This window comes from Vibrio sp. TRT 21S02 (assembly GCF_050113675.1).
Taxonomy (GTDB): domain Bacteria; phylum Pseudomonadota; class Gammaproteobacteria; order Enterobacterales; family Vibrionaceae; genus Vibrio.
Window position 1 is genome coordinate 182083 of the sequence record NZ_JBNJOI010000006.1, and the last position, 26003, is coordinate 208085.

The 26003-nt window shown below is 43.2% G+C and carries 26 protein-coding genes; 17 read left to right on the forward strand and 9 right to left on the reverse strand.

All coding sequences use genetic code 11. The features are described 5' to 3' along the window. Nucleotides 1-9: 9 nt before the first annotated feature. Complete coding sequence (hmpA, locus tag ACQEXU_RS10260; RefSeq protein ID WP_427010725.1) at nucleotides 10-1182, reverse strand: NO-inducible flavohemoprotein; 1173 nt, start codon at nucleotides 1180-1182, stop codon at nucleotides 10-12. Between the two features lie 218 nt (nucleotides 1183-1400). On the opposite strand from hmpA, the gene norR reads away from it, so the two are divergent. From norR to ACQEXU_RS10305, 9 genes are all read left to right on the forward strand, one after another. Further along, nucleotides 1401-2987, forward strand: a complete 1587-nt coding sequence (norR, locus tag ACQEXU_RS10265; RefSeq protein ID WP_427010726.1) for a nitric oxide reductase transcriptional regulator NorR — start codon at nucleotides 1401-1403, stop codon at nucleotides 2985-2987. A 96-nt stretch (nucleotides 2988-3083) separates the two neighbouring features. Beyond that, nucleotides 3084-3443, forward strand: coding sequence for a glutaredoxin family protein (locus ACQEXU_RS10270; protein WP_427010727.1), 360 nt, complete (start codon nucleotides 3084-3086; stop codon nucleotides 3441-3443). 14 nt (nucleotides 3444-3457) lie between these two features. Further along, complete coding sequence (locus ACQEXU_RS10275; RefSeq protein ID WP_427010728.1) at nucleotides 3458-4075, forward strand: HAD family hydrolase; 618 nt, start codon at nucleotides 3458-3460, stop codon at nucleotides 4073-4075. A gap of 87 nt (nucleotides 4076-4162) precedes the next feature. Continuing rightward, a complete protein-coding gene (locus ACQEXU_RS10280) occupies nucleotides 4163-4783 on the forward strand; it encodes an NAD(P)H-dependent oxidoreductase (RefSeq protein ID WP_427010729.1) in 621 nt (206 codons plus the stop codon). Beyond that, nucleotides 4780-6711, forward strand: coding sequence for a monovalent cation:proton antiporter-2 (CPA2) family protein (locus ACQEXU_RS10285; protein ID WP_427010730.1), 1932 nt, complete (start codon nucleotides 4780-4782; stop codon nucleotides 6709-6711). The genes ACQEXU_RS10280 and ACQEXU_RS10285 overlap by 4 nt, the downstream gene beginning before the upstream one ends. Before the next feature lie 85 nt (nucleotides 6712-6796). After that, nucleotides 6797-8125, forward strand: coding sequence for an MATE family efflux transporter (locus ACQEXU_RS10290; protein ID WP_427010731.1), 1329 nt, complete (start codon nucleotides 6797-6799; stop codon nucleotides 8123-8125). Between the two features lie 211 nt (nucleotides 8126-8336). Continuing rightward, a complete protein-coding gene (locus ACQEXU_RS10295) occupies nucleotides 8337-9263 on the forward strand; it encodes a DMT family transporter (RefSeq protein WP_427010732.1) in 927 nt (308 codons plus the stop codon). A 124-nt stretch (nucleotides 9264-9387) separates the two neighbouring features. After that, a complete protein-coding gene (locus ACQEXU_RS10300; protein ID WP_427010866.1) occupies nucleotides 9388-10278 on the forward strand; it encodes a DMT family transporter in 891 nt (296 codons plus the stop codon). 54 nt (nucleotides 10279-10332) lie between these two features. Further along, nucleotides 10333-10941 carry a glutaredoxin domain-containing protein gene (locus ACQEXU_RS10305; protein WP_367990299.1) on the forward strand — a complete coding sequence of 203 codons (609 nt, stop codon included), beginning with the start codon at nucleotides 10333-10335 and terminating at the stop codon, nucleotides 10939-10941. Between the two features lie 57 nt (nucleotides 10942-10998). Here ACQEXU_RS10305 and ACQEXU_RS10310 read toward each other — a convergent pair whose 3' ends face one another. The 3 genes from ACQEXU_RS10310 to ACQEXU_RS10320 all read right to left on the reverse strand — a co-directional run bounded on the left by ACQEXU_RS10310 (nucleotide 10999) and on the right by ACQEXU_RS10320 (nucleotide 12794). Then, entirely contained in the window at nucleotides 10999-11133 is a 135-nt protein-coding gene (locus ACQEXU_RS10310) for a hypothetical protein (protein WP_427010733.1), read from the reverse strand. 68 nt (nucleotides 11134-11201) lie between these two features. After that, on the reverse strand, nucleotides 11202-11552 hold the full coding sequence (locus tag ACQEXU_RS10315) for a hypothetical protein (RefSeq protein WP_367990301.1): 351 nt from the start codon (nucleotides 11550-11552) through the stop codon (nucleotides 11202-11204). A 63-nt stretch (nucleotides 11553-11615) separates the two neighbouring features. Then, nucleotides 11616-12794, reverse strand: coding sequence for a multidrug effflux MFS transporter (locus ACQEXU_RS10320; RefSeq protein ID WP_427010734.1), 1179 nt, complete (start codon nucleotides 12792-12794; stop codon nucleotides 11616-11618). 115 nt (nucleotides 12795-12909) lie between these two features. On the opposite strand from ACQEXU_RS10320, the gene ACQEXU_RS10325 reads away from it, so the two are divergent. Then, a complete protein-coding gene (locus tag ACQEXU_RS10325; RefSeq protein WP_367990303.1) occupies nucleotides 12910-13794 on the forward strand; it encodes a LysR family transcriptional regulator in 885 nt (294 codons plus the stop codon). Between the two features lie 146 nt (nucleotides 13795-13940). Continuing rightward, nucleotides 13941-15785, forward strand: coding sequence for a putative bifunctional diguanylate cyclase/phosphodiesterase (locus ACQEXU_RS10330; protein ID WP_427010735.1), 1845 nt, complete (start codon nucleotides 13941-13943; stop codon nucleotides 15783-15785). Nucleotides 15786-15814: 29 nt separating this feature from the next. On the opposite strand, the gene ACQEXU_RS10335 is transcribed toward ACQEXU_RS10330, so the two are convergent. The 3 genes from ACQEXU_RS10335 to ACQEXU_RS10345 form a co-directional block, all read right to left on the reverse strand. Next, nucleotides 15815-17107 (reverse strand): peptidoglycan DD-metalloendopeptidase family protein, encoded by a 1293-nt coding sequence (locus ACQEXU_RS10335; RefSeq protein ID WP_367990305.1) that lies wholly within the window; start codon nucleotides 17105-17107, stop codon nucleotides 15815-15817. Between the two features lie 176 nt (nucleotides 17108-17283). Further along, on the reverse strand, nucleotides 17284-17583 hold the full coding sequence (locus tag ACQEXU_RS10340) for an isoamylase early set domain-containing protein (protein ID WP_367990306.1): 300 nt from the start codon (nucleotides 17581-17583) through the stop codon (nucleotides 17284-17286). 118 nt (nucleotides 17584-17701) lie between these two features. After that, complete coding sequence (locus ACQEXU_RS10345) at nucleotides 17702-18316, reverse strand: hypothetical protein (RefSeq protein WP_427010736.1); 615 nt, start codon at nucleotides 18314-18316, stop codon at nucleotides 17702-17704. 78 nt (nucleotides 18317-18394) lie between these two features. On the opposite strand from ACQEXU_RS10345, the gene ACQEXU_RS10350 reads away from it, so the two are divergent. The 5 genes from ACQEXU_RS10350 to ACQEXU_RS10370 all read left to right on the forward strand — a co-directional run bounded on the left by ACQEXU_RS10350 (nucleotide 18395) and on the right by ACQEXU_RS10370 (nucleotide 22883). Then, on the forward strand, nucleotides 18395-18793 hold the full coding sequence (locus tag ACQEXU_RS10350) for a GFA family protein (protein WP_367990308.1): 399 nt from the start codon (nucleotides 18395-18397) through the stop codon (nucleotides 18791-18793). A gap of 90 nt (nucleotides 18794-18883) precedes the next feature. Next, nucleotides 18884-19567 carry a YoaK family protein gene (locus ACQEXU_RS10355; RefSeq protein ID WP_427010737.1) on the forward strand — a complete coding sequence of 228 codons (684 nt, stop codon included), beginning with the start codon at nucleotides 18884-18886 and terminating at the stop codon, nucleotides 19565-19567. Between the two features lie 211 nt (nucleotides 19568-19778). Beyond that, entirely contained in the window at nucleotides 19779-21149 is a 1371-nt protein-coding gene (locus tag ACQEXU_RS10360; RefSeq protein WP_427010738.1) for a YjiH family protein, read from the forward strand. Nucleotides 21150-21320: 171 nt separating this feature from the next. Next, entirely contained in the window at nucleotides 21321-21785 is a 465-nt protein-coding gene (locus ACQEXU_RS10365; RefSeq protein WP_367990311.1) for a molybdopterin-dependent oxidoreductase, read from the forward strand. A 6-nt stretch (nucleotides 21786-21791) separates the two neighbouring features. Then, the gene (locus ACQEXU_RS10370; protein ID WP_427010739.1) at nucleotides 21792-22883 is read left to right on the forward strand and encodes a GGDEF domain-containing protein; all 1092 of its coding nucleotides are present in this window, start codon (nucleotides 21792-21794) and stop codon (nucleotides 22881-22883) included. A 13-nt stretch (nucleotides 22884-22896) separates the two neighbouring features. Here the strand turns inward: ACQEXU_RS10370 and ACQEXU_RS10375 are convergent, their stop codons facing one another. Both ACQEXU_RS10375 and ACQEXU_RS10380 read right to left on the reverse strand, forming a co-directional pair. Then, entirely contained in the window at nucleotides 22897-23334 is a 438-nt protein-coding gene (locus ACQEXU_RS10375; protein ID WP_427010740.1) for a low molecular weight protein-tyrosine-phosphatase, read from the reverse strand. Next, the gene (locus tag ACQEXU_RS10380) at nucleotides 23327-24721 is read right to left on the reverse strand and encodes an O-antigen ligase family protein (RefSeq protein WP_427010741.1); all 1395 of its coding nucleotides are present in this window, start codon (nucleotides 24719-24721) and stop codon (nucleotides 23327-23329) included. The genes ACQEXU_RS10375 and ACQEXU_RS10380 overlap by 8 nt, the downstream gene beginning before the upstream one ends. 304 nt (nucleotides 24722-25025) lie before the next feature. Between ACQEXU_RS10380 and ACQEXU_RS10385 the strand changes: the two genes are divergently transcribed. Continuing rightward, a complete protein-coding gene (locus ACQEXU_RS10385; RefSeq protein ID WP_427010742.1) occupies nucleotides 25026-25997 on the forward strand; it encodes a porin in 972 nt (323 codons plus the stop codon). Nucleotides 25998-26003: the final 6 nt, after the last annotated feature.

Below are 26003 nucleotides of genomic sequence, written 5' to 3' on the forward strand. Positions count from 1 at the left end.
AGTATGCGATTATAGGTAGGTATGCGGTCCAAACACCTCATAGTGAATACGTTCACGCGCAACGCCTAACTCTTCAAGTTGACGCACAATGCTTTCCATAAACCCAACGGGGCCACATAAGTAAAAATCTGCTTGATGGAGCGGTAGTTCCTCGGCCACAAGACCGATATTCATCTCGCCTTCAAACTGAGTGGCTTGATTGAGATACCATGTGTATTGGTTCCAGTGATTTGTTTCGATTAAGTCTGCGGTTTCCCGTGCAAACGTGTGCTGCTCTGCTCCGTTACAGGCATATAGGTAACTGACTTCCTTCTTCCCTTGATCAGATAAATATTGAAGCATGGACTGGACCGGTGTTGCGCCCACACCGGCAGAAATCAAAACAACTGGCGCATTGCGTTCTACGTAGAAAAAGTCCCCCGCTGGCGCATACAAACTCACTTTGTCGCCTTCGGAAAGCTCATCATGCAAGTAATTCGACACCAAGCCTTTGTACTCGCCGACTTCGCGTTTTACTGAGATCCGGTAATCCTGACCATTTGGCTTTTGCGATAGCGAATATTGACGGATCTCTTTATGAGTACCAAGCGAAGGCTTTACCTCGATACCAATATATTGCCCCGGTTGATAACCCAGCACCGGCCCACCATCCGCAGGCTCCAGCACAAAGCTTGTGACCAATTCAGATTCAGGCTGTTTGCGTGTAATCACGAATTCACGGGCATTGTCCCATCCGCCAATCGCCTGTTTGCGTTGCAAATATAGCTCACCTTCTCGATCAATGAAGATCTTAGCTAAAAACAGATAAGCCGCTGTCCACGCTTCTTCCACTTCGGTTGTAAATGCATCGGGGGCAAGCTCACGTAAGGTTTCAATCAGGTGATGGCCCACAATTTGGTAATGGTCTGGCTGAATATTGAAGCTTGTGTGTTTGTGAGCGATTCGTTCAACAGCCGCAGTCAGGGCACCAAGGTTTTCGATATTTTTCGCATACGCTGCTACGGCCTCGAACAAAGCCACACTTTGACGCCCAGTTTTCTGGTGCGTCATATTAAAAATATCTTTCAGTTCAGGATTGTGGCTAAACATTCGCTGATAGAAATGCTGAGTTAAAGCCGGACCCGCACTTTCAAGTAAAGGAATGGTACTTTTGACAATCTCGATATGTTGATTGCTGAGCATGGTAATTTTTCTCCTCGATTATATGTTGTCGAATAGACAATCTATGGTGGCTTTGTGCCACTCTCTACCTAGCGATATAGCATGTTTAATGCCAACTCATAAAAGCACTAACTTATTGGTTTTCATGTATGAAAATTCATCAACCCATGTCAAATTGACAACTTTAAATTAGGTTAATTTGACACTACAATGATAAAAAATCACACATTCAGTTTGTTATGCAAGATATTCCCGTTTCGACCCTTATTGAGATGTCCATCGGACTGGCCAGCGAACAAAACGACCACGACCGCTTCAATCGCTTACTCGACGCCATTCGTAAAGCGATTCAATGTGACTGCGTCGCCCTACTCAGCTTGCAAGGGGACACCTTAATTCCACTCGCACTACAAGGTTTAACCCGTGACACATTAGGTCGCCGCTTTCGCCTAGAAGAGCACCCTCGGTTTGCTGAAATATGTGCATCGAAAAGTGTGGTACGTTTTGATGCAAGTTGCGAACTGCCCGACCCTTTTGATGGCCTATTGCTAGATTATGAAGGGGATCTTCCAATGCATGCTTGCATGGGGTTGCCTCTCCTTTACGGGGATAAGTTACTTGGTGTGCTAACACTGGATAGCCTTAGCCCAGAGGTGTTCGATAACATTCCCGCGCGCTCGTTAGAAGCCCTCTCTGCAATCATTGCCTCATCACTCAAAGTTGCGATGACCGTTTCTCAGCTCGAACAACAAGCCAAGCAAGTACAACAGCGAATGGAGCAGCTTAACGAAGGTGCATGGGAACGGGATGGCAGCGAAATTATCGGCTCTAGCAACGCCATGTTGGCACTGAAATCCGATATCGAGGTGGTTGCACCATCTAACTTTAATATTCTGATCCACGGTGATACTGGCGTGGGTAAAGAGCTGGTAGCACGTCGCCTGCACCACCTTTCAGCACGTCGTAAGCATCCATTGGTCTACGTCAACTGCGCCGCTATCCCGGAAAACTTAGTGGAAAGTGAATTATTCGGCCACGTCAAAGGGGCGTTTACTGGTGCCGACAAGTCTCGCTTAGGGAAATTTGCCTTAGCCGATGGTGGAACTCTATTTTTAGATGAGATTGGTGAGCTTCCACTCGCTGCGCAAAGTAAAATCTTACGAGCTTTGCAAAACAACGAAATCCAGCCAGTTGGACAAGATAAGGTTCAAACAATAGATGTCCGCGTACTTGCTGCAACCAACCGAGATTTAAAACACGAAGTCGACCAAGGCCGATTTCGCTCAGATCTTTACCATCGCCTAAGCGTTTACCCGATTCGAGTCCCTCCACTGCACGAACGTGAAGGGGATGTTGCCCTACTTGCTGGCTATTTCCTTGAGAAAGCGAAACTCAAACTCGGCATTGTACAGCTTAAGCTCACTAAAGAAGCTCTAGTGCATATTTCCCGCTATAACTGGCCGGGTAACGTACGTGAGCTGGAACATGTGATCAATCGCGCCGCCTTAAAAGCCAGAGCCAGAAGTGGTACAAGAAAACTGATCAGCGTAAATGTGGAAGACATTGGCACACTTGATAATGTTCCAATGAACTCAACCTCTACCCGCCGCAACGAGCAAACACCTATAGTTCGGGATGAGCATTTTAAAGGGTTACGCGCAGCCACAGAGCAATACCAAAAAGACATGATTTCAGAAGTGCTGATTGAGTCTGAGTTTAACTGGGCCAAAGCCGCACGGACACTCAAGACCGATCGCGCCAACCTGACTCGGCTAGCAAAACGGCTTGGTATCGTGGTAACAAAAGAACACAATATTCGTTATTAATTGCTTTTCCTTTGTAGCTAACTGGTTACAATTGTCGAATTACAATAACATTCCGGAAAGCACTTTCCGGAACACCCACAGCTGTAAAGGAAAGTTATGAAATTCATCCGTTGGTTTTTAGGCCGTATTATCCTATTGCTCAATGCCATATTCTCACCAAAAGGCATCAAACGAACTGAAGACGCTCAACAACAAGCAGATGAACGTGCCAACACAATGGCGTTATATCAATTTGACGCTTGTCCATTTTGTGTCAAAGTACGCCGAGCGATGAAACGTCAATCTGTAAATATCGAGCTACGCGATGCAAAGAACAACGCTAAGCATCGCAATGAACTTGAAGCTGGCGGCGGCAAGATTAAAGTTCCTTGCTTGCGTATTGAGAAAGACGGCAAAGTAGAATGGATGTATGAGTCCTCTGACATCGTCTCTTATTTGGAAAAAGAGTTCGCATAACAAAAAGGGATACTATGCCTGCAATTCCACTTGATGCCGTCAACCTCAAAGCCATTGTTTTTGATCTCGACAACACTTTGGTCACGTCGGAGATGGATTTTCAATGGCTAAGGCGTCAAGTGGGCTGCCCAGCCGATCAGGATGTGCTCTCTTATGTCGATGCAATGCCCTGCTCCATTGCTAGTGCTAACGCACATCAACTCATTCTGCAACACGAGCTGGAAGATGCTGTCCACTCGCACCCAATGCCAGGTTGCAGCTCATTGTTAGATTTTATCGAAACTCATAAATTGCATACGGCCATCATCACTCGTAATTGCGCTCAAGCAGCTCAGCAAAAAATCTCACACAACCAGCTCAATATCAGCCGAGTCATTAGTCGAGAGCATTACCCACCAAAACCTGCGCCCGATTCACTCCTAGCCCTTGCCGAGGAATGGCAATTACGCCCGGCTCAGATACTCTATGTCGGCGACTACCTTTATGACTTACAAGCCGCATTCAATGCCCAAATGCCTTCCTGTTTAGTTACGCATGAAAAAGCAACCTCATTTACCGAACATGCTTCTGTCACTGTCCACCATTTATATGATCTACAGGCTTTGTTAGAACGTCACTTTTTACAAAAATAGTCTTTTATGATGAGTGACTTATTCACCCAAATTGGTGGAGAATGAAAATTCCAAAAATAATCACAAAAATATAAATTTGGGGAAGTTATGGTAAAGAATAAAGTCTTGGTGCTTTACGCCCACCCATCCCAACACCGTTCAGAGGTTAATCAACCTCTTATTAACGCTGCTGAGCAAATCGAAGGGGTCACGATTGTTGACCTTTACTACGAGTATCCGCATTACCACATCAATGTTGATGCAGAGCAGCAACGTCTGCTTGAGCACGATGTCGTCATTTTCCAATTTCCTCTCTATTGGTATTCGACACCGGCCATATTAAAAGAATGGCAAGATCTGGTTCTTGAATATGGCTTTGCATATGGACACGAAGGTACGGCGTTACATGGTAAACGTTTCTTGTGCTCTCTCACTGCCGGCGGCAAGGCTGAAGCTTATCATGCTCAAGGCTATAACCATTTTAAGATTCGTGAATTGCTGTCGCCTTTGGAGCAAATGGCGACATTGACAGGCATGCAGTATTTGGCACCTTTCACTCTGTTTGGCGCACGGACAGCCAAAGAAGAAGGCCGTATAGACAAACACATTACTGACTGGAAAAAGCTCCTGACCGCTTTAGTTAATGATCACATTGACGTCAAAAAAGCGAGTCACGCAGACAAGCTCAACCACTATCTTGATGAATTACCTATGGAGGCCACACGATGACACTCTATTTCCTTCAGGCTTTCATCTATCTTGCGGCTGCTGCCATTGCCGTGCCTATCGCAAAACGGCTTGGGCTGGGCTCCGTACTGGGTTACCTCATTGCCGGTGTGGTCATTGGGCCGATCATCGGTTTAGTTGGTGAAGAAACCACAACCATTCAGCATTTTGCTGAGTTTGGTGTGGTTATGATGTTGTTCTTAGTCGGGCTGGAGCTCGAGCCTAAAATGCTGTGGTCAATGCGTAACCGACTACTGGGTTTAGGGGGCTTACAAGTTGCAGGAACAGCTGCAGCCGTGATGGGCATTGCGATTTTCTTTCAACAACCTTGGACCATTGCATTGGCAATAGGCCTTATTTTTGCGCTCTCTTCAACAGCGATTGTATTACAGACATTCAACGAAAAAGGCTTGTCTAAAACAGAAGGCGGACAAAATGCCTTCTCTGTCTTGTTGTTCCAAGATATTGCTGTGATCCCGATGTTGGCGTTTATTCCACTGTTGGCATTGCCAGAGCTTGTCGAGAAAGCACAACAAGCGGCCACCAGCGCAGCAGAACATCATGAACAACTCAGCTTAGTCGCCGGTTTGCCGGGCTGGGCTTACGCTATGGTTATTATTGCTTCGATTATCGGCCTCGTCATTGGTGGCCATTATCTGAGCCGCCCACTGTTTCGTTTTGTAGCAAGCTCTGGCTTACGAGAAATTTTCACCGCCACAGCGCTCATGTTGGTGGTTGGTATTGCTGCTTTGATGAGCTTAGTTGGCTTATCTCCCGCTCTTGGTACATTCCTCGCAGGCGTTGTACTAGCCAACAGTGAATTCCGCCACGAACTCGAGTCCAATATCGATCCATTTAAAGGCTTGTTGCTTGGGCTATTCTTTATCACCGTTGGTGCTGGCATCAACTTCTCAATTCTGTTTGATCAATTCTTTACCATCATTGGCTTAACTCTGGGTGTTATGCTGCTTAAAGCCCTCATCCTTTATGTATTGGCTTTTGTATTTAGAATTAAAAACAGTAACCGCTGGCTCTTTACCCTCAGCCTTGCGCAAGCTGGTGAGTTTGGTTTTGTATTATTGAGCTTTACGGTACAAAACCATGTTATTCCCCCAGAGATCGCGCAAACACTTTCACTGGTTGTTGCCCTATCCATGTTCTTGACTCCCGGTTTGTTCATCTTATTCGACAAAGTCATCCTGCCAAGGTTTGAACAGGAGTCAAACGAACAACAACCTGACGACATCGATGAAAAAGGCACAGTGATCATCGCCGGCATTGGCCGATTTGGTCAGATCGTGAACCGACTCTTAGTTTCCAGTGGTGTTAAAACCGTTGTCCTTGATCACCAAGCAGATCAAGTCGATGTGGTCCGTCAGATTGAAACTAAAGCCTACTTTGGCGATGCCACAAGGCCTGATCTTCTGCATACTGCTGGTATTGAGGAAGCCGCTATGTTGGTGATTGCCATTGATAATACGGAAGCGAGCGTCGAGTTGACCAAATACGTCAAACATACTTACCCACATGTGAAAGTATTGGCTAGAGCCTTTGACCGCGGTCATGGTTATCTGCTTCGTCAAGCTGGGGCTGATATCATTGAATCTGAAACCTACCATTCCGCAATGGAGCTTGGCGCACATGCCATGCGTGAAATGGGCCATCATCCATTCTTAGTCGAGCAGCAGAAAGCGGCATATCGCCAAATTGAAGATAAGAAATCTGACCTACTTTACGAGGCTTGGGAAGATGATTCCGAAGGCGAGCGCTTCGATAACAACTATCGCCAATTATTCATGCACCTAGAAGAGCAAATTAAACTGGCCATGAATACCGATCGCTTCGCAAAACATGAAGACGGTGAACGTGGTTGGACGCCTCCACCAAAAGGCTATGCTGATCATCTCGATGAAAAGGAACCCGCAAATTGATGCAGAATCAGTCATCATCCTGTTAAACTACCCACTCTTCCCCCGGATTTTCCGGGGGTTTTTATTCTCATAAAGACAGAAATCCATGGAACAAAACGCAACGCAATCACTGGGACGACAGCTCTTTACCATGACATGGCCTATGGTATTCGGTGTCCTTTCTTTAATGAGCTTTCAGCTTGTTGATAGTGCCTTCATAGGTCAACTCGGTGTTTTACCACTTGCTGCGCAAGGCTTTACCTTACCGATTCAAATGATCATCATCGGCATTCAAGTTGGGTTAGGCATTGCAACTACGGCCGTCATAGCCAAGGCATTAGGCAGCAACGACACACAATACGCTAAGCAGCTTGGCGCTTTAGTTATCGCAATGGGCAGCATTGGCGTTGCGGCGATTTCATTGCTACTTTACATCATTCGAGAGCCTATTCTTAATCTATTAAGCGCACCCCAAAGTGTATTCCCAATTATTGATGCGTATTGGATTTACTGGCTCATCAGTGCTTGGACTGGCGCCGTGTTGTATTTCTTTTACAGCGTGTGTCGTGCAAACGGTAACACCATGCTGCCCGGCACCATGATGATGGTGACCAGTGGCATAAACTTAGCGCTTGATCCTCTCTTCATTTTTACCTTTGATCTAGGCATTAACGGTGCCGCTTTAGCGACCATCATCGCCTTTGGCATTGGCATACTGGTTGTTGCTCCTAAGGTGCTCAAAAAGAACTGGATCAGTTTCGATTGGAGTAATTTAAATCTGACGAAAAGCTTAAGTGCTATTGCCAATATTATGGGGCCGGCAATGGTCAGCCAACTGCTGCCACCGCTCTCATCCATGCTGGCAACTAAACTACTCGCAGGTTTTGGTACCGCGGCAGTTGCTGCATGGGCGCTAGGCTCTCGTTTTGAATTTTTTGCCATTGTCACAGTGCTGGCTTTGACCATGTCAATGCCGCCAATGGTTGGGCGCTTGTTAGGTGCAAATAACCTAACCGACATTCGCAAACTGGTGAGCATCGCTTGTAAATTCATCGTTCTTTCCCAACTCGCTATTGCAGCCCTAACTTGGCTTGCTTCCAGCCAACTGGCTCAACTGATGACCAGCGAGCCTGAAGTGGAACAAATCCTCTCATGGCACCTTTACATCGTTCCATTCAGCCTTGGGCCGTTGGGGATTTGTATGCTAATGGTGTCGGTTTCAAACGCTCTGGGCAAATCCTATACCGCATTGACTATCTCTGCTCTGCGTTTGTTTGCCTTCTTCCTTCCCTGTTTATGGTTAGGAGCGCAACTCGGTGGACTACAAGGCTTATTTTGGGGGGCTTTTGGAGGGAACATTTTAGCGGGTACATGTGCTTGGTTGATGTACAAAAAAGCACTAAACCAAATTGAAAATAAGGCGTTAGCGATATAATCCCATTAGGTGGTTGATTTTCAAGCGCCGCCTGCGTTAGGCTAAATATTCACCAAAATGGATACCACACATGAATGATACAGTTACCTACCTTTGGCTCCTTCTCTTCAATACCTGTAGCCGGTAGGTAACTTAGTGCCTGGCTACGAGAATGTAGCCAGTTGTTCTTCCCTATATCTCGTAGCCAAATCAACGTAAGGATACGAGAATAATGACCGAAAACACCCTGCAACAACCTGCTGAGCCTCACCGAACCCGTCGTGCTCAAGTCGGCATATTACTGGCGCTTGGCGGATGCGTACTTTTCTCAATTAAGCCTGTATTAATTAAAATTGCTTACCAATACGGTGGCGATGCGACCTCAATTATGGCTCTGCGCGCGTTTAGCTCTTTGCCTTTATATCTAGTGATGTTGTTTTGGCTGTGCCGAGTTCCTGAAAACCGACGTAATGTTCAACGACACGGTTTGAAAGCGGTCGCGGTTGGGATCTTAGGTTATTACGTAGCCAGCTATTTAGATATTGCGTCATTGGCGTATATTTCCGCTCAGCTTGAGCGTCTCTTACTGTTCTTATTTCCTACCTTCGTTGTCCTTATTAGCTGGGTTTTCTATCGTCAACGCCCAAGCTTCCATACCTTGCTTGCTGCGCTTGTTGGTTATGGTGGCATCATGTTGATCGTCATTCATGACTTTCACGCATTTGGAGATACGGTCGCAACCGGTAGTGCATTGGCGGTTAGCTCAGCATTGATATTCGCGTTTTACTTGGTGTGGAGTAAACCACTCATTGCACAGCTCGGTAGTTCACTATTTACCAGCATTGGTATGGGGAGCGCAGGTGCAGCCATTTTACTTCACTTATGGTTCAGTGATGTGCGTATCACCACATTGGGCCCTGAACTGATGATTGTGGGTATCGTATTAGGTATTTTTTGTACTGTGATCCCTTCTTATTTAGTTGCTGCGGCCATGGCACGCTTAACGCCAACACAGCTCAGTCTCACCAGTAACATTGGGCCAGCAATCACTGCGCTTAGCGCCGTTATCGTTTTAGGTGAAACCTTTACGCTATGGCATGGCTTGGGAATGATTTTGGTCACGGTTTCTGTTTACCTGACCAACCGCAGCAAATCATGACAAGAAATAAGAGCAAAAGACACCTGTCGTTAACCAGATTTTTCTGTAGGTATGGTTATCAATGTTGGTTTCCTGAATAGAAAAACGTATGATTCAAAAACGTTTTTTTATCCCCCAATCCAACATGACAACACAACAACACCATCCAGTTCAGGGAGCGAGCTGGATGCTTACTGCTGGGCTCTCTTTTGCTATTGTGAATAGCCTTGCGCAGATGGCCAGTATCCATCATGGCCTCTCTTCAACCACGGTTGCACTGATCCAATACGGCATCGCTTTGGTCGCCATTTTGCCTTATCTAAAAACATTGGGTATTCGCAAGTCATTACGCACATCCAAGTTAGGATGGCACGTGTTCCGTGTTTTTCTCTCAGTCATTGGCATTCAATTATGGCTTTGGGCCTTAGCTTACCCAGTACCTATCTGGCAAGGTATTGCACTTCTAATGACCTCTCCTCTGTTTGCCACGATTGGCTCTGGGCTATTTCTTAAAGAGAAAGTAGGCATGGCGCGCTGGGGAGCCACTGTAACCGGCTTTGTCGGTGCTATGATCATTCTAGAACCATGGGCCGATGATTTTAGCTGGGCAGCTCTACTACCTGTTGGCGCTGCCTTCTTTTGGGCCTGCTACTCTTTAATGGTAAAAAAACTATCATCCGATGACTCTCCATCAACCATGGTGGTTTATCTCCTCATCCTGATCACCCCATTCAACTTAATGTTGGCGTTACCTGATTGGCAAATGCCACAAGGAGGGGAAATTTGGATGATATTAATTGCTGCCGGCATCATGACAGCACTCGCCCAATGGGCCATCGTGAAAGCTTATGCCGTTGCTGACGCCTCATTTGTACAGCCATTTGACCATGCCAAATTGCCGTTGAATGTACTTGCTGGGTGGCTTGTCTTTGGTTGGGTACCACCCGGTAGGTTATGGTTAGGGGCAATGATCATCATACTGTCTGTCGCCTTTATTACCCATTGGGAAACAGCAAAAGCAAAATCATTGAAATAAATTCTGACCAATGTCGTTCTTTTAAGGAAGAAAACAATTTATGGGAGAGCCACAATGACAGATCCAATCAAAATCACTTTATATCGCTGGGCAGGAAGCTGGGGACCGTTCAAGGTAAATATTCCTTGCGGTGAATGTACTCTGACTAAAGATATCCTCAAAGATACCTTCGAAACGGAATTGGCAGGTATTCCTGTTCAGTTGGAAGTGAAAGATTGGTTATCGCATTGGTGGGAGCCTTTGAAGAAAGGAGCTTGGCACGCCCCAATTATCATGGTGGAAGGCCAAGTGATCAGTCAGGGAGAAGCACTCAATCGCGGGGTACTTGTTCAGTCTGTGATCAAAGAGTGGACGAAGCGTGATGAAATGACGGGAAGTGTTGTCTATGGTAAAGCAACGTGTCCATATTGTGTCAAAGCAAAGAACATGTTGAATGAAGCAGGCATCGATTACCAGTATCATGATGTGGTAAAAGACAGCGCAGCACTCTATCGTATGATTCCAGAAGTCAAAGCGATCATTGGCGAGAAAACACCCGTCACGGTGCCACAAATTTGGTTAGATGGCCAATATATTGGTGGGGCTGACAATCTAAAAGCTTGGCTCGAAGAAAAGGGATTAAAAACCATCCCTGACAATGTAGTAAACCTAGAAAACGGTTAACGAAAACAACAAACCCCGACATGAATGTCGGGGTTTTAAAATCCATTTTAGTAGCGTTTACTGGCTCACTTTTTTCCAACAACGTTTTAGAAATGAGCTTTTCTTCGCTTTTGGCTTACCATACAACGCATTATACATCGCTTGCTTCGCAACTAGCTGACCTAAATAGGCACTACCTAATTCGTGGTTCATTGTCGTCTCCTGTAAAAACGACGCCGATTTTAATCCGAACCACCAACAAAACAAGATCTAAATCACATTTAGTTGCGTTTAGGCTGCTTGTAAGTTTTGCCTGCTGCTTGATAGGTATCTTTACGCTTCACTTCAAACATCGCATCAAAGAACCAAGCAACAAACACAATGACGTCATCACCTTCGTTCATGATGTGTTCAACAAACTCTTGCTCTTCGCCTTGGTCATTTGTTTCAAGCACTACATGGTAGATTCGCTTCTCACCCTCTACTTCGGCAAGGGCAAATTGGCCAGCCAAAGACTCTGCGGCTTGTGCTACTTCAGCGTCATCACTACTTTTTAGTAACTCTAAAGCTTGTGGAAGATTTTCTTTTTCACAAAGGCTCTTAACCAGTGTTTCAAACTCTTTATGTTCCATGAACATGACCTCAAAGGCAGGTTATCAATTGGGGTTCGCATTGTATCAATCCGTAGGTCGGTTTCAAGCAAACTCCTGTTGAGTTTGATGATGTCGACGCTGCAATACCAATACAATCGTCATGATGACCGCCAAAGAAATATAGAAGATACCTAAACACTCAGAAGATCCAATCCAAGTTTTCACCAGATATCCTCCAAACAACCCTGACAGCGCCATCTGCACCGAACCAGAAAGTGCAGACACCGACCCTGCATTTTCCTTATAAGGCTCAAGCAACATCGAGATTGAGATGGGAAAAGACAAACCTTGTGCGATCGAGAACAGCGTAAAAGCAAGGATCAAACTAAATAACGAAACAGAGCTCATCATTAACCAGACACCAGCCCCCAGAGCAATACTTATCGCGCCAGCTAATAGGCAGTGACGGCTAAAATACCGAATCAATATGTTCATCATGGTATTTCCCATAAGCAAGCCTAATGAAGGAATGATCATTACCGAACCATATTCCGCAGCACTCAGGCCAAGTTGGTTCTGAGCAATAAAAGGCATCACCGACAGTGACACAATAGATCCTAAGTAACTCAACCAATTGAAACTAGCACTCATATACAACTGCGGGTTTGACAGAAGCTGAGAGTAGTTCTGAATAATGGAACGAACCCGAAACGCTCGCTTCGCATACGGTAGCGTTTCTCTCAATACCCAATAACCTAGGCAGTAAATCGCTAATAAATATACTAATACAAAAAGAAATATCGCTTGCCAGCTGATATGAGAAGCTATCCATCCACCAGCAACGGGAGCAAGAATTGGCAAAATGGAGGCCGTTACAGAAATATACGAAAAAGCTTTGGTTAATTGAGCCCCGTCATAACTGTCTCGCAACACGCTTCGCCCAAGAACAGAAGCACTACCCGCTCCTAAGCCTTGTAGTAATCGACCACTCTCTAGCATGGTTAAATCATACGAACACAGTACACAAACCAGTGTACCTATCAGATAAATACCCTGCCCCAGTAAGAACACAGGACGGCGACCAATACTGTCTGATAACGGGCCATAAAAAAGCTGCGATAACCCAAAACCAACTAAATAAAGTGTCACGAGAAGTTGAACGTCAGCTTGGGTCGCAGACAAGCTCTCGCTAATAAGGGGTAATGCAGGTAGATAAATACTCACACCCACTTGACCCGTTGCAATGATCATCATCGCCAATAAAATCGGGGTTTTCTTCATTAAAATCTCTTATGTTCACGCCATGAAATCCAGTGTAAATTAAACGCTCATACATGATAATCACCTCATAAGGAAAAGAATTAGTTCCAGATGAGAATCAATAGGAGTCCACAAAATGGATTGGCTGCAAAGTGTTGATAGCTATGTTCGAGTTGTTGATGAAGGGAGTTTCAATGGTGCGGCGCGCAAGCTAAACACCACTAGCTCAGCGATTAGCAAAAGAGTGCATTGGTTAGAAGAGCGCATCGGTGTGCAGCTTCTGAAACGAACAACCCGCTCGGTCACTCAAACAGAAGCAGGAGCCTTATTCTACGAACGTGCGAAGAGGCAACTTGAAGAGTGGCAATCCGTCGTTGATGAAACACGTTCCGTCGATCAATCACCGGCCGGCCTGCTAAAAATTGGTGCAACACTTGCTGTGGGTTCAAAGTTTTTGGTGCAGTACTTAGATGAGTTTTTACAAATGTATCCTGATATTCGCATTCAGCTCACTACTACAATACCAGGGCAACTACCCGATCTCAGCTTAGACCTATTCATTAGCCGTGAAATCGAGCAATTAAACTCATTGAGCTTTAAAGCTACTGCACTGTTTGAGCACAAAGCAGGCTTTTATGTGTCACCTGATTACATCGAAAAACACGGTGAGCCAACCAAACCTAGCCAATTAACTGAACACAATATGCTGATATGGGGAGAGCGGACACAGCGTGAAATTAAGCTCTCCAATGGAAAGCGCATATTATTACGAGGCAACTTTGCAACAACCAACCCAGAAGCACTGTTTTACGCAGCAAAAAGCGGGATGGGCATTTTGCTGACTAACGATGTCATGATGAGAGAAGAAATTCGGCTGGGTAGCTTGAAACGCATATTGGCTGATGTCACTGCTGATGAAACCACAGTTTATGCCTATTATCCGAAATTAGATTACCAACACACACGAACTAAACTATTTTTGGACTATCTGAAACAGCGCTTACAAAAAGATCCTAAGTAAGTTTATTAAAAACAACAAACTAGCCAAGGACCACAAAAAAGTCCTAGCAACCAAGTTTGAAAAAGTGTGAGCGCTATACCATAGTAACCATGTGCATATACCAATAAATAGATGATAAAAAATCATCACAACATGGGTTACTCATTATGGCTAGGAAACCTCACCAGAGTGGCTCCATCAGTTTAGATATTATCAATGAGACGCTGCTACTCAATGGCGCTGAGCTGCTGGACAAAGTCACCCTTGTATTGCATAAGCACTTCCAAACATACTGCACCTGCATTGTGGAAGTCGATAAGTTTAATTTTAACGCCCAAACGCTTTCTTATGCTTGCGAGAACAAACTGAAACGCGATAGCAGCTACTCATTACGTGGTACACCTTGTGAACATGTCAGCAAATCTGAGCGTGATTTCTGTCTGTACGCTCAGAATGTCGCGGAATTCTTTCCTCATGACTCGTACATAAAGGAAAACCACCTCCAAGCTTATTTGGGGTTACCTTTACGCACGCGTACTGGAGAGGTTCTCGGTGTTCTGCTTTCGACCTTTACCACACCAGTTTCGGACCAAGAAGAGTTGGTGTTCTACCATAGGCTCTTTGCGAATGTCGTGGTGCATGGCCTTCGCTCTCAATGGCTTTCCGCACGCTCAGACAGTTTAGTTAACCAACTGAGTTATGAAGTCTCTCACGACAACTTAACTGGCTTGCTTAACCGCAGCTTTTTGTCCGACAAATTAGAGCAACTCACTGAAAATTACCCATCACCTTTTACTTTGGCGTATTTAGACATCGATAATTTTAAATCAATCAATGATTTATATGGCAATTACATTGGTGACCAGATCATAAAATATGTAGCTTCTGCGATTAGCCAGTCTCTTCCCGAAGAACAGCTCGCCTTCCGTATTGCGGGCGATGAGTTTGCTTTTATCACTTTTTCTGGTGATCCATTAAAAGTGTGCCGGAAAATTATTAACCGACTTGAAGCCGGATACACCGACCCGGTTCATAACATCAAATTAAGTGCCAGCATTGGTATTGCACGGCGATTTGAAAATAAAATGACGGCCGATCAGCTGATACTCAATGCCAGTTTAGCCCTGAAAGACTGTAAGCAATCACGCAATACGAAAGTCCAGTGCTACGACACCCATTTAAGTACGCAGTACCATCGCAAAACAATGATCATCAACGCACTTCGTCATGAATTAAACAAATCCCCAGACATGCCAAGTGAAATTTATGTGTTAGCCCAGCCCATTGTAAGAAAAAACAGTACGCGTTGGAGCTATTTCGAAATATTGGCCCGCTGGCAAAGTAAATCTCTTGGAGTCATCTCTCCGTTAGAGTTTATCGAAGCGGCTGAACAGTCAGGCTTAATAGTTGAACTGGGAGAACGCATTGTCGAGCTTGCCTGTGAAGCAAAACTGCAGTTAGAAAAAGGCTTAGGGCACAAAGTCAAATTGGGGCTCAACTGCTCAGCACATGAGCTCAACGACTCGAAGCGCTACCTCAGCCATTTAGTTGAAACAATTGATCGCTTTGGCTTCTTGCCTTACGAATTCACCATTGAACTGACAGAAACCGTCCTTTTGTCTCAGACTAACGAAGTCAGGATCATCCTCGACAAACTCAGAAAGCTCGGCTTTACTGTCGCTCTAGACGATTTTGGTACCGGTTATTCAAGTTTGAATTATATCCATAGCTACCCTATCGATTGTATCAAGATCGATGCAACATTTATTCGGAACATGCTTTGTAACAAGACATCGGAAAGTGTGGTGTGGCTAATCATTCAACTTGCTAAGCAGCTTGAGGTCGACCTTGTTGCCGAAGGCGTTGAGAATGAAGAGGCCTTGCAAAAACTCTACGATATGGGATGCATGCAAATTCAGGGGTACTATTTCTCAAGACCTGAGCGTCCGGACACCATCGTCAACTTTCAAAACAACCTAGGGGACCAAAATAAAAAGGTCTCTAACGCATAAAAAAATCCCCTGATAACAGGGGATTTTTTTTAGCTAGTTGAATCGGAATCGGCTTGAGAAGCAAGTTTCATTTCTTCTTGCTTTAACATCGCGTCCCATTGATCTCGTTTAGCTCTGAAGGATGCCATTTCAGTTTTTGGTACTGAATTCGCCATTGGGATATTGGCTCGCATCGCATTCACCGGACGACCCCGAACAATCAATTCGTAATGAATATGAGGCCCAGTAACGCGTCCAGATTTTCCTGAAAGACCAATACGTTGTCCCCGGCTCACTTTCTGCCCTTTACGCACTAAGATCTTGCTCAGGTGCAAATAGCGTGTTTTATAAGTACTACCGTGCTGAATCACCACGTAATTTCCAGCATAAGGGTGTTTACGAGTCATAATGACCACGCCATCACCAGTCGATACAATCGGCGTGCCGGTTGGAGTCGCCCAGTCAGTACCATTATGCGGGGCCACGCGGCCAGTCACAGGATGCTTACGATTCGGGTTAAAGTTTGAGCTCAATCGGTAGTTACCGTTCACTGGCTTACGTTGGAAAGCACGTTGTAAACTGTTTCCGTTTTGATCGTAATATTGACCGTCAGTGTGTAAATATGCACTTAACACACGACCGCGGTTATAGATACGAATAGCCTTGATTTCACGGTTTCCTGTCAGTTTATTGCCGATATATTGGCGTGACTGAACCACTTCAAACTTATCTCCAGCACGCAGATCACGCGTGAAGTTAATCTTGTCTTTTAATAAGGCAACGACTTGCTCTATCTCAGAACTACCGAGTCCAAGTTTATGGACCGACTGTGAAAAACTGCCTCGTATTTCACCAACTAATGGAAGCTCTTTCCATTCACCCGGAATTTTAACTTCGTCAAACTCGTAGCTGCCATCATCTAATCGAGAGTAGACAGCACGTTCAACTAAACTAAATTCCAGCTCCATTTTTTCAAGGGCTTGGCCCTCTTTACCTTTCCAAAACCGAAGCGTATTGCCAGGCTTAAGCGTATCTAATGCCAGATAGTTAAGATCCGTTTCCATTACTTTTAGAAGATCACTGTAGCCAAAGCCCAGTTGCTCGAAGATATTACTCAAATTATCCCCTTTCTGAATGACGTATTCATAGTCTGGGATATCGTGTGTATCTTCGGTATCAATAAGGTAGGAATTTACCAGTTCGGTTTCAGGAAGAGAAAGATCAACGGTGCGTGAAGGAAGAGTTGTATTGTTGATAGAAGAAAATGCAACTATCGCAGCAACAGGCAGCCCCAAAAGCAGTAGCTTTTTTGGTGTTGTCAGCTCAAAAAATCGAGCTTTCATTGTCTTGGCTTGCACAATTTGACCTTTACATGAATTCCGAAAAGCATAAGAGTACGTATTTCTTTAATAAATGTCACCACAGTAATGTCAAAGAAAGATCAAAAAAGGCGCAAAAGCGCCTCTTTATGTGACATAGGTTATATGATTAGTAGTCACTAACATATCTCATCTATCGATCAGCGAAATGTCGAGATCAGTCCGTTATCTTCACCAAACCCATTTGGTGTAAATCGGTCGGCATTCGGATCATTTATCCATTTTTCATTGTCGATCAAATACCTGAATTCGAAATGGCTATCTTTCGGTAAGCGAGTCTTAAACTTATAGGTTTTTGACTTTGCCACTTTTTTCATTTCTGCTGGCTGCCAATCTAAAAAATCCGCCACCAAAGCGACCGATTGGCTTGCTTGCTCTTGTGGCAACTCAAAAGTGACTTCAACTTCATTTTTTGTTTTAAAGAAGCGCTTATTGATCATTTGTTACTCCATTAACTGCTCTTATTCCATATTCATGGCTAAATAATAAGCAATACTGGACATATTCGCCAGAAAGGAAGAAAAAACTCCGACGCCCTTTCCTAATTGGTTACCAGGTTTACAAAGGTTTGAGCTTATATTGCTGACTCAAATCAAACTCGAATTGTTCAGCTACATTGGGCTCTTCTGCCATCGCTTGCTGCTCGCCATGCCGCATAACCATTAAAGTTAAGCGATTGTCTTTGTAGTCAAGGGTAGTCACTTTAATTCGGTCACCGATCAATGCCACATCTGATAGAATCATCCGTTTGCGAGTAATGTCATATTCAAAGATCGCTAAGTAATAAAATATCCCGGAACCTTGATTGGAAACCAACATAGGTGCAGAAAAAACGGTAGGTGCAATCTGAGTTAACCATTTGGTTTCAACTATAACCTCACCACGAACAACACCATCGTCAAACGGACCAGATACAAACCCTTTCTCTCGCTCATGTTTTTTCATAAAAGCAAATGCGTTACTTTCAGGTACGCGGATTGTCCACGGATTCGAGGTAGGAATATCAAAGACTTCTTTAAGGATCAGGTCACTTTTAACCTTTGTTGCTGGAAACTTTGCCATGATTTCTTCATCACTTAAGCTAAATCGATAAATACCGGCAACGGCTACTATGACGAGTAAAACAATGGGAATGAGTAATATAAGTGGGATCGGCAAAAGTCTCTTTTTCATACGGTCCAAGTTTGTCATCAACGGAAGTTGGTGGTAAACCTTATCAATGTACTGCTGTCATCACAAGGAGCTTCCCAGATGGAAAAAATCAGAACAGCTGAGTGCAGTTGTGGTCAAGTTTCGCTGGTATGTAAAGGGGAACCAATACGCACAGCAATATGTCATTGCTTTGAATGTCAAAAACGTACCGGAAGTGTTTTTGGCGTACAGGCTCGATTCTTAGAGCACCAAGTTCGCCATGATGGTGAGGTTGCGTCTTTTAGTCGCATCAGTGATAGCGGTGGTAATGTTACCTATTCTTTCTGCCCTCGCTGTGGAACAACCATGTTATTGCACTTGGAAAACGCTCCAGAATTTATCGTTATCCCCATCGGAGTGTTTAAACAACAAGATTTACCAACACCAAGCTTTTCTATCTACGAAAAAAGGCAATTTGGCTGGGTAAGTTTTGATTGTCAGATGAAACATTACGATTGATTGTTTAGGATCAACTGAGCTCATAGATAACTCCTATCTCATAAAGGATCAAAGCGATATAATCTCTTTCTTCAATTTGAGGAGTTCGTTTTGATTTCTAAACTTCCACGCTGGGTAGAATATGGAGCTTTTCTACTGGCCTCTCTCGCAGGGATTGTAAACGCAATCGGTTTACTAGGATTTCAACATCAAGCAGTCTCTCACATATCAGGTACGGTAACACTTCTTGGTACAAGCCTTGAGACTTTAGACGGCCGAACGTTACACCTATTTATGATTGTCTTTAGCTTCATGCTTGGCGCCGTCTTAAGTGGCACATTTATCGAAAGTACTGCTCTAAAGTTAGGCCGCCGCTATGGTGTTGCCTTGTGTATTGAGGGTGGGCTTCTCTATATTGCCTACCTTCTATTGAAAGACAATTCACTTTATGGTCAATACTTTGCTTCAGCCGCATGCGGTTTACAAAATGCCATGCTGACCACATTTAGCGGAGCTGTTGTTCGAACGACTCATTTAACAGGTATCGTCACCGACTTAGGGCTAATGATTGGCGCTCGTCTAAGAGGACAACCTTTTGATTACCGTAAAGCTAAGCTATTTCTATTCATTTTCCTTGGTTTTTTATCCGGAGGCGTACTTGGAGCTAAGCTCTTTGCTGCGTACTCTTTAGGCGCACTGCTCCTCCCAGTATTCCTATCGTTAGCAATTGCTTTTAGTTACTGGACTTATCTATTGATAAAAACCAACAACAACAAACCCAATTTGCAACAATAAACCAACAATTGTATCATCTACAAAACATACATCCAGAAAGTTAATACACCTCAATATGTAACACTGAATATTTAGCTCAAATTAATGCATAGTATTGCACGAGATGATAAAACTAGTTACTCTTACATCTCGTGAATTTATACGAATGTTTAGTGAATATATATTCCATACGATAAATGTGGATTGAACTAGTTGTAACATGGGTAAATCAATGCAAAACAACGCGCAAACTGTAGAAGAACCAAATCTGAAGAGTAAATTTTGGCTGTTCCTCATTCCTTCAATGCTGGGACTCTTTTTATTTATGGCACCGATCAGTTATCAAGGTGACATTACTATTCCCGTAGCCGTTCTCGCAAAAACACTCCAAGCGGTTTTTGGTGAGTTTCTGGTTCCAACACTCACTTTCATTATTGCTGCCATGGCTGCTGCATCAGCAATTTGTCATATCAAGACTCCATCTTTTATCGCTAGTTCGCCTTTTTTAAACGGGTTGTTTAACCCATCTCCACTTTGGCTAGCGGTGAGAGTTATTGGTGGCATTGCTGTCATCATGACGTACTTCCAAATCGGACCAAAAGCCATTTGGGAGGAAAATACAGGAGGGCTTGTTTTAGACGGTCTACTTCCTACACTGTTCTCTGTATTCATTTTCGCAGGTCTTTTGCTACCACTACTTCTAAATTTTGGCTTGTTAGAACTTTTTGGCACTCTACTAAGTAAAATCATGCGCCCATTGTTTAATCTACCAGGTCGAAGTGCTATTGATTGTATGGCTTCTTGGCTTGGTGACGGCAGTGTTGGTATTCTATTAACAAGCAAGCAGTACGAAAATAAATTCTACACACAGCGAGAAGCGGCTGTTGTAGGCACCACATTTTCTGCCGTCTCGATTACATTTAGCTTAGTGGTCATTGCGCAAGTCGAGTTAGAGCATCTCTTTCTGCCTTTTTATGGCGCAATCTGTTTAGCAGGCTTAGTAGCTGCGATTATTATTCCTCGCTTACCACCACTTAGCTTGAAAAAAGACACCTTCATTGACGGCTCAAAACCTGAAGATGATGCAGATGCCATCCCTCAAGGACATTCGACTTTTTCATGGGGAATGAACTTAGCACTGGAAAAAGCAAGCAAAGTAACGTCTGCAAAAGGTGTTTTTAAAGAAGGTATCCAAAACGCAGTCGATATGGTGTTTGGTGTTTTACCTGTTGTGATGGGCCTTGGAACTATCGCTCTTGTTATTGCCGAATACACCAGTGTGTTTAGTGTGTTAGGTCAACCATTTATCCCATTCCTTGAAATGCTAGGGATCCCAGAGGCGGCTGCGGCATCAGAAACCATTGTTGTTGGTTTTGCTGATATGTTTATCCCTGCAATCCTTGCAGCATCAATCGATAGTGAAATGACACGCTTCGTGATAGCAGCAATGTCTGTAACACAACTTATCTATATGTCCGAAGTAGGTGCTCTATTGCTTGGAAGTAAAATCCCAGTAAACATCATTGAATTATTTACGATTTTTATCCTGCGAACTCTCATCACTTTACCTGTTATTGCAGGTGTTGCGCACCTTATCTTCTAATTCCTAATCAATATATATTCACGTAATGAGCCCCTCTTTTGAGGGGCTTTTTTATATCCTCATACCAAAAGTACTACTTGATATACTCATAAATTCGTTTAAATACAGTACACTTAATCGTATACTTATTGAGAGAAACCTAATTAACATAGCGTGAGTTAAGGAATACAAATGAAATGGACTCTTCTCATTAGTTTTTTGCTAGTCAGCACCTACACCCACGCCGCCGATCTAGTGATTAAGTTGCCAAATGAAAAAGTTGAAACGCTCAGTAGACAGACACTAATGAGTCAATTTCCGATCTCATCATTTACAACGCAACTACCATGGTTTGAAGAGACAAAAGCGTTCTCTGGAGTCAAAGTCTCCGAACTTTTGAAGTATTACAAACTTGACAGTGCGCTTGCCGTCTCATTTATTGCGTTGAACGATTATGCTGCAAGCAGCACAGTAAAAGACATCCTCACTTATGATCCAATCATCGCGTATCAAATGGATGGTAAGTATATGAAAATAAGAAATAAGGGACCATTTTGGTTGGTATTTGATTTAGATTCAAACCCAGAGATAAACAATCCAACCTATTATTCTCAAATGGTTTGGCAAATAGACGAAATTGTTATTCACAACCCATAATATAATATGGTTAAGCATTACAAAGAACAGCAACTACCAATACTCTTGTCTCAAGCGAAAACACTACTCATTGTGTTTTCGGCGATACTTATCGTAGCTAACTTATACTTTCTATCTGCAACCAGAGAGCTTGCACGCTCGTACTCGGAACAGCATAACCAAGCATCTTGGTTCTTATTTCAGCTCACTAAGGAGTTTTCTGAGCTCGTTAGTATCACCCCCTTTGCAGCGGATCATACTGAATATGATGAACGTATGAAGCTAAAATATGAGCTTACTTGGAGTCGCTTTGATGTCCTCATGCACAGCAAAGAGTCGGACGATATTATGGCTCTTGAAGGGGCATACAGCTTTTTCAGCGAGATGTTTACTCGCTTCAAGGCGCTTGAAAACCAATTAGAGGTCAAAAGCTCAGAAGAAGCGAAACAGCTCAGTCAAGCATTTAACAATATTTACCTGACCACAATACAATACGTAAACGCGAACTTTCGCTTAAAAAGCCCGTTGTATCAAGCTCAAATGCAGCAAGCCCAGATGCTGACGCACGTTCAATTTCTTCTGATGTTTCTTCTATTTACCTGCGCAGGATTGGTAAGTTACATACTCCATAAAGAAGCACTGCACCATAAAAGCCTTGCCATAACAGACCCTTTGACAGGAATTCTCAATCGGTTAGCCTTGCTTAAAGCCCTTGAGTCTAATATTCAACGCCAGCGTCCCTTCACCTTGTTTATCCTAGATCTTAATGGCTTCAAATCCATTAACGACTCATACGGCCATCAAGCTGGCGATCATTTACTTAGAGTATTTTCACACCGACTTTCAACTCAAAGTGATTCATTAAATTATCAAGTTTATCGTATTGGAGGGGATGAGTTTTCAATTATTCTGAATGATATCGAGTGCGGAGCTATTGAAAATATTGAACAAATGGTACGGCAATGCGTGAAAGAAAAAATCGAGCTCTCAAGTAGCTCTGAGTATTTATCAACAAGTGTGGGGATGGCCAGATACCCTGATGATTCAACAACAATGAATCAGTTGATCTCTCAGGCCGACCACAGTATGTACAAAATGAAGTTTGCGGATCGGCCTTAGCTCACTCGATCTATTATAGGCGCTTTTTCCAGCTCTCACAGGCTTGTTCTATCGCCTGGTAAGCAACTTTATATTCCCGCTCTCCTTTGCCGTACGGATCACTAATAGTTCCTGTAGACCATTGCCCTAGCAGAAATGTTTTGCTTCGTGCAGTCGAAGCAATATCTGCTACCGAATAAATATGAGATTCTTCCATCACTAAAATCAGCTCCGCCCATTGGCAAAGTTCAGGGGTTAACTGTTTTGCCTGATGTGTGGAAAGATCAATATTTGCATCTAGCGCTAACTGAATCATTGGCTCACTGGCTCTAGCGCTAATTAAATTACTTTTTTGCGTAATTAAACCTGCAGAATCCACTTCTTTATCGGGCATGATTTTCGATAGCATTTCTTTAGCGATCGGAGAGCGACAAATATTGCCAGCACACACGACGAGGATTTTATCAAACATAATCTTTCTCTGAACGTCTTGAGATTTTCATTGAAGCACTGCAGCCAGCCAAAACTAAGATGGTAAGAAATGTCACTGCATTCGCTGGCGCTTGAAGCATGAAGTCGACTGATATGTGAATCAGCATCGCTAGTATAGCCATAAAACATCCTAACGCAGTGCCTTTTAACGTCCGACTATTACGGGTTCTCATACTTTTAACGCATAACCACAATGCCCATAAACAAGGAAAGCCCAACAGCAACGTTGCGGGGATACCCGCTTCAACAGCAAATTGCAAGTAGTCATTATGTGCGTGGTCATAGAAGCCAATATTATATTTTGAATAAGCTGGAAAAACTGAATAAAAACTCCCCATCCCCGTTCCAGTCAATGGAAAATCAGAAATAATCGGGAGACTCCACTCCACAACTTCATCACGAGTCTCTTGAGTAAATGAAGTTTCAGCAATACGCTGCTGAACTTTACTCACACCAAATAAGGATCCGACTACAATCGCATCGATCATCAAAACACTGATAATAAGAGCAACTAACGCTCTTGGTTTCTGCTTATAAAACAGTAACGCAGCAATTCCACCTATGCATGACGCAACAAAAAACGCAGTATTCCCCATTCGAGATCGAGACATAACTAACGCTATCACCATCACAACCATGGCCAAGCGAACCAGCATTTTCCCCGATAAAATGGCGCCAACCCATCGCTTAAAACGTACAAACCAAGAACCTGAAGAAGTGGAATGTAAATTAGCGACGATAAGTGCCAATCCCATACAAAGACACATTACTAAATAATTAGCAAAGTGATTTTTATATACAAAAGAACCCGTTGCAGCTTTATTAACCTTTAGCTGAAAAATTAGACTATGTTCTGCTCCAGAAAGTATTTCAAATGCACCATAAGCTCCTTGAAAGAGTCCGCTCAATAACAATGCAAATAGTACTTTTTTTATTCTATTTGGAGTGTTTACAAATAAAATTGTAGTTATAACGAATAATAGGAAATAAACGCCTTTGAGCAAAGCAACTTTTGTCGCATAAGGATCAAGGGTAATCGGAGAGAAACTTAAACCAAACTGAGAATAAAAATTATATGTGTTTGGCGATAAAAATTCTAAAATATGCGTTGGTAAAGGTATAAGTTGAAATATTCCCCAGCATAAATATAGCACTAGTGGAACTAACAACCACCCAAATCGAATTAGTCGATTAAAAGGTAATTCTCTCTTCATCACTAAACCAGAGAATACGTAAGCGATTACAATTCCGCTAATGATTGTCCCAAATATAGACCACGCCCATTCCCTATTTGAGCCAAGAGGGATCGGTAGCCATACTAGTAGTAACAGCAAAGTATAGAAACATACTTTATCTACTTTATCCATTTTACTTCCAAGTGACATAATGGGAGTTTATTAACAAACACACTACCCAAACAATAACTTAACACACAAATACTAACTTAACTTTACTACAAAAGTTGCATTTTTACGTCCATAATATCCACACATGAGTGAGTGTCAAAAACATCCCCACCTAAAGTCAATACATCTCATACATAAGACAATATTATTGCTCCACCTGTAATATAGTTAATCCAATACATTAATTGACCTTAGTTTTTCTGTTACGCATTAAGAAATGCACTACAAAAAATATTTACTTTAAAACTAATCTCTCAGCGGGAATATGATGAAAAAGACCTGTTTATCTATCGCGATAGCTTTAACATGCATCACTCAAGCTCAAGCGTATGAACTTATCAACACCGATCAAGCCTATCTAACTGTTTATGGTAACATCAAAGCTCAAGCACAGATCATGGATGAAAGAGATAATAACTACACATTTGGTGATTCCAGTGTAGGTATAGATGGCCACTACTTCATGATTGATACTCTAGCGATTGCAGCGGGTACAGAGGCGCAAGTTAACCTAGATGCAGACGAAGACAGAAACGAAGACGACCTTTACTTATCGCAATACTATATTGGTTTGTATAGTGAATCACTAGGTAAATTAACTTATGGTAAACACTCAACTTCTTCAGATAATTTTGGCGGTGTGGATTACTCCGAAGGATTTGGAGGGAAAGCAAATTTAAATAGCGTTGGCGTTAAGGGTGACACCATTAAGTATCAGTATAACAGTGAACTTTTTAACCTCAGTAGTACATATGGTTTTGAATCTGGAGATCAAAAAAGGGAATTAGCTGAATTGTTTGGTAGTTACCGCAGTGCTGATATTACTCTAGTCGCAGGCGTAGGTAAAACCAAAACCAATGCTACTAATAATAAACGCGAATCAATATACGGCCATACTTCAGCATTTCTTGAAATGGGAGATTACAACCTTGGTGCAACTTATTATTATAACTCCACTGAAGATAAATTAGTATCATCACGCTCTATCGATAAAAATGCACTCGCTTTCGCTGGCCAACTTGCTTTTGTTGAGGGTATTACAATGTATTCTGGCTATGAAGTAATCTTTCAAGACTCTGAAACCGAATCAGCAGATGGTGTATTCCATAATGCGTATACAGGTTTGACTTATCGAATCTTCGATCAAGCTAAACTATTCTCAGAAGTTGGTTATGTTGACCCAGTTTCGGGCCCATCAGAAGTTAACCTTTCTTTAGGTGCAACTTTGTCATTTTAATAAAAA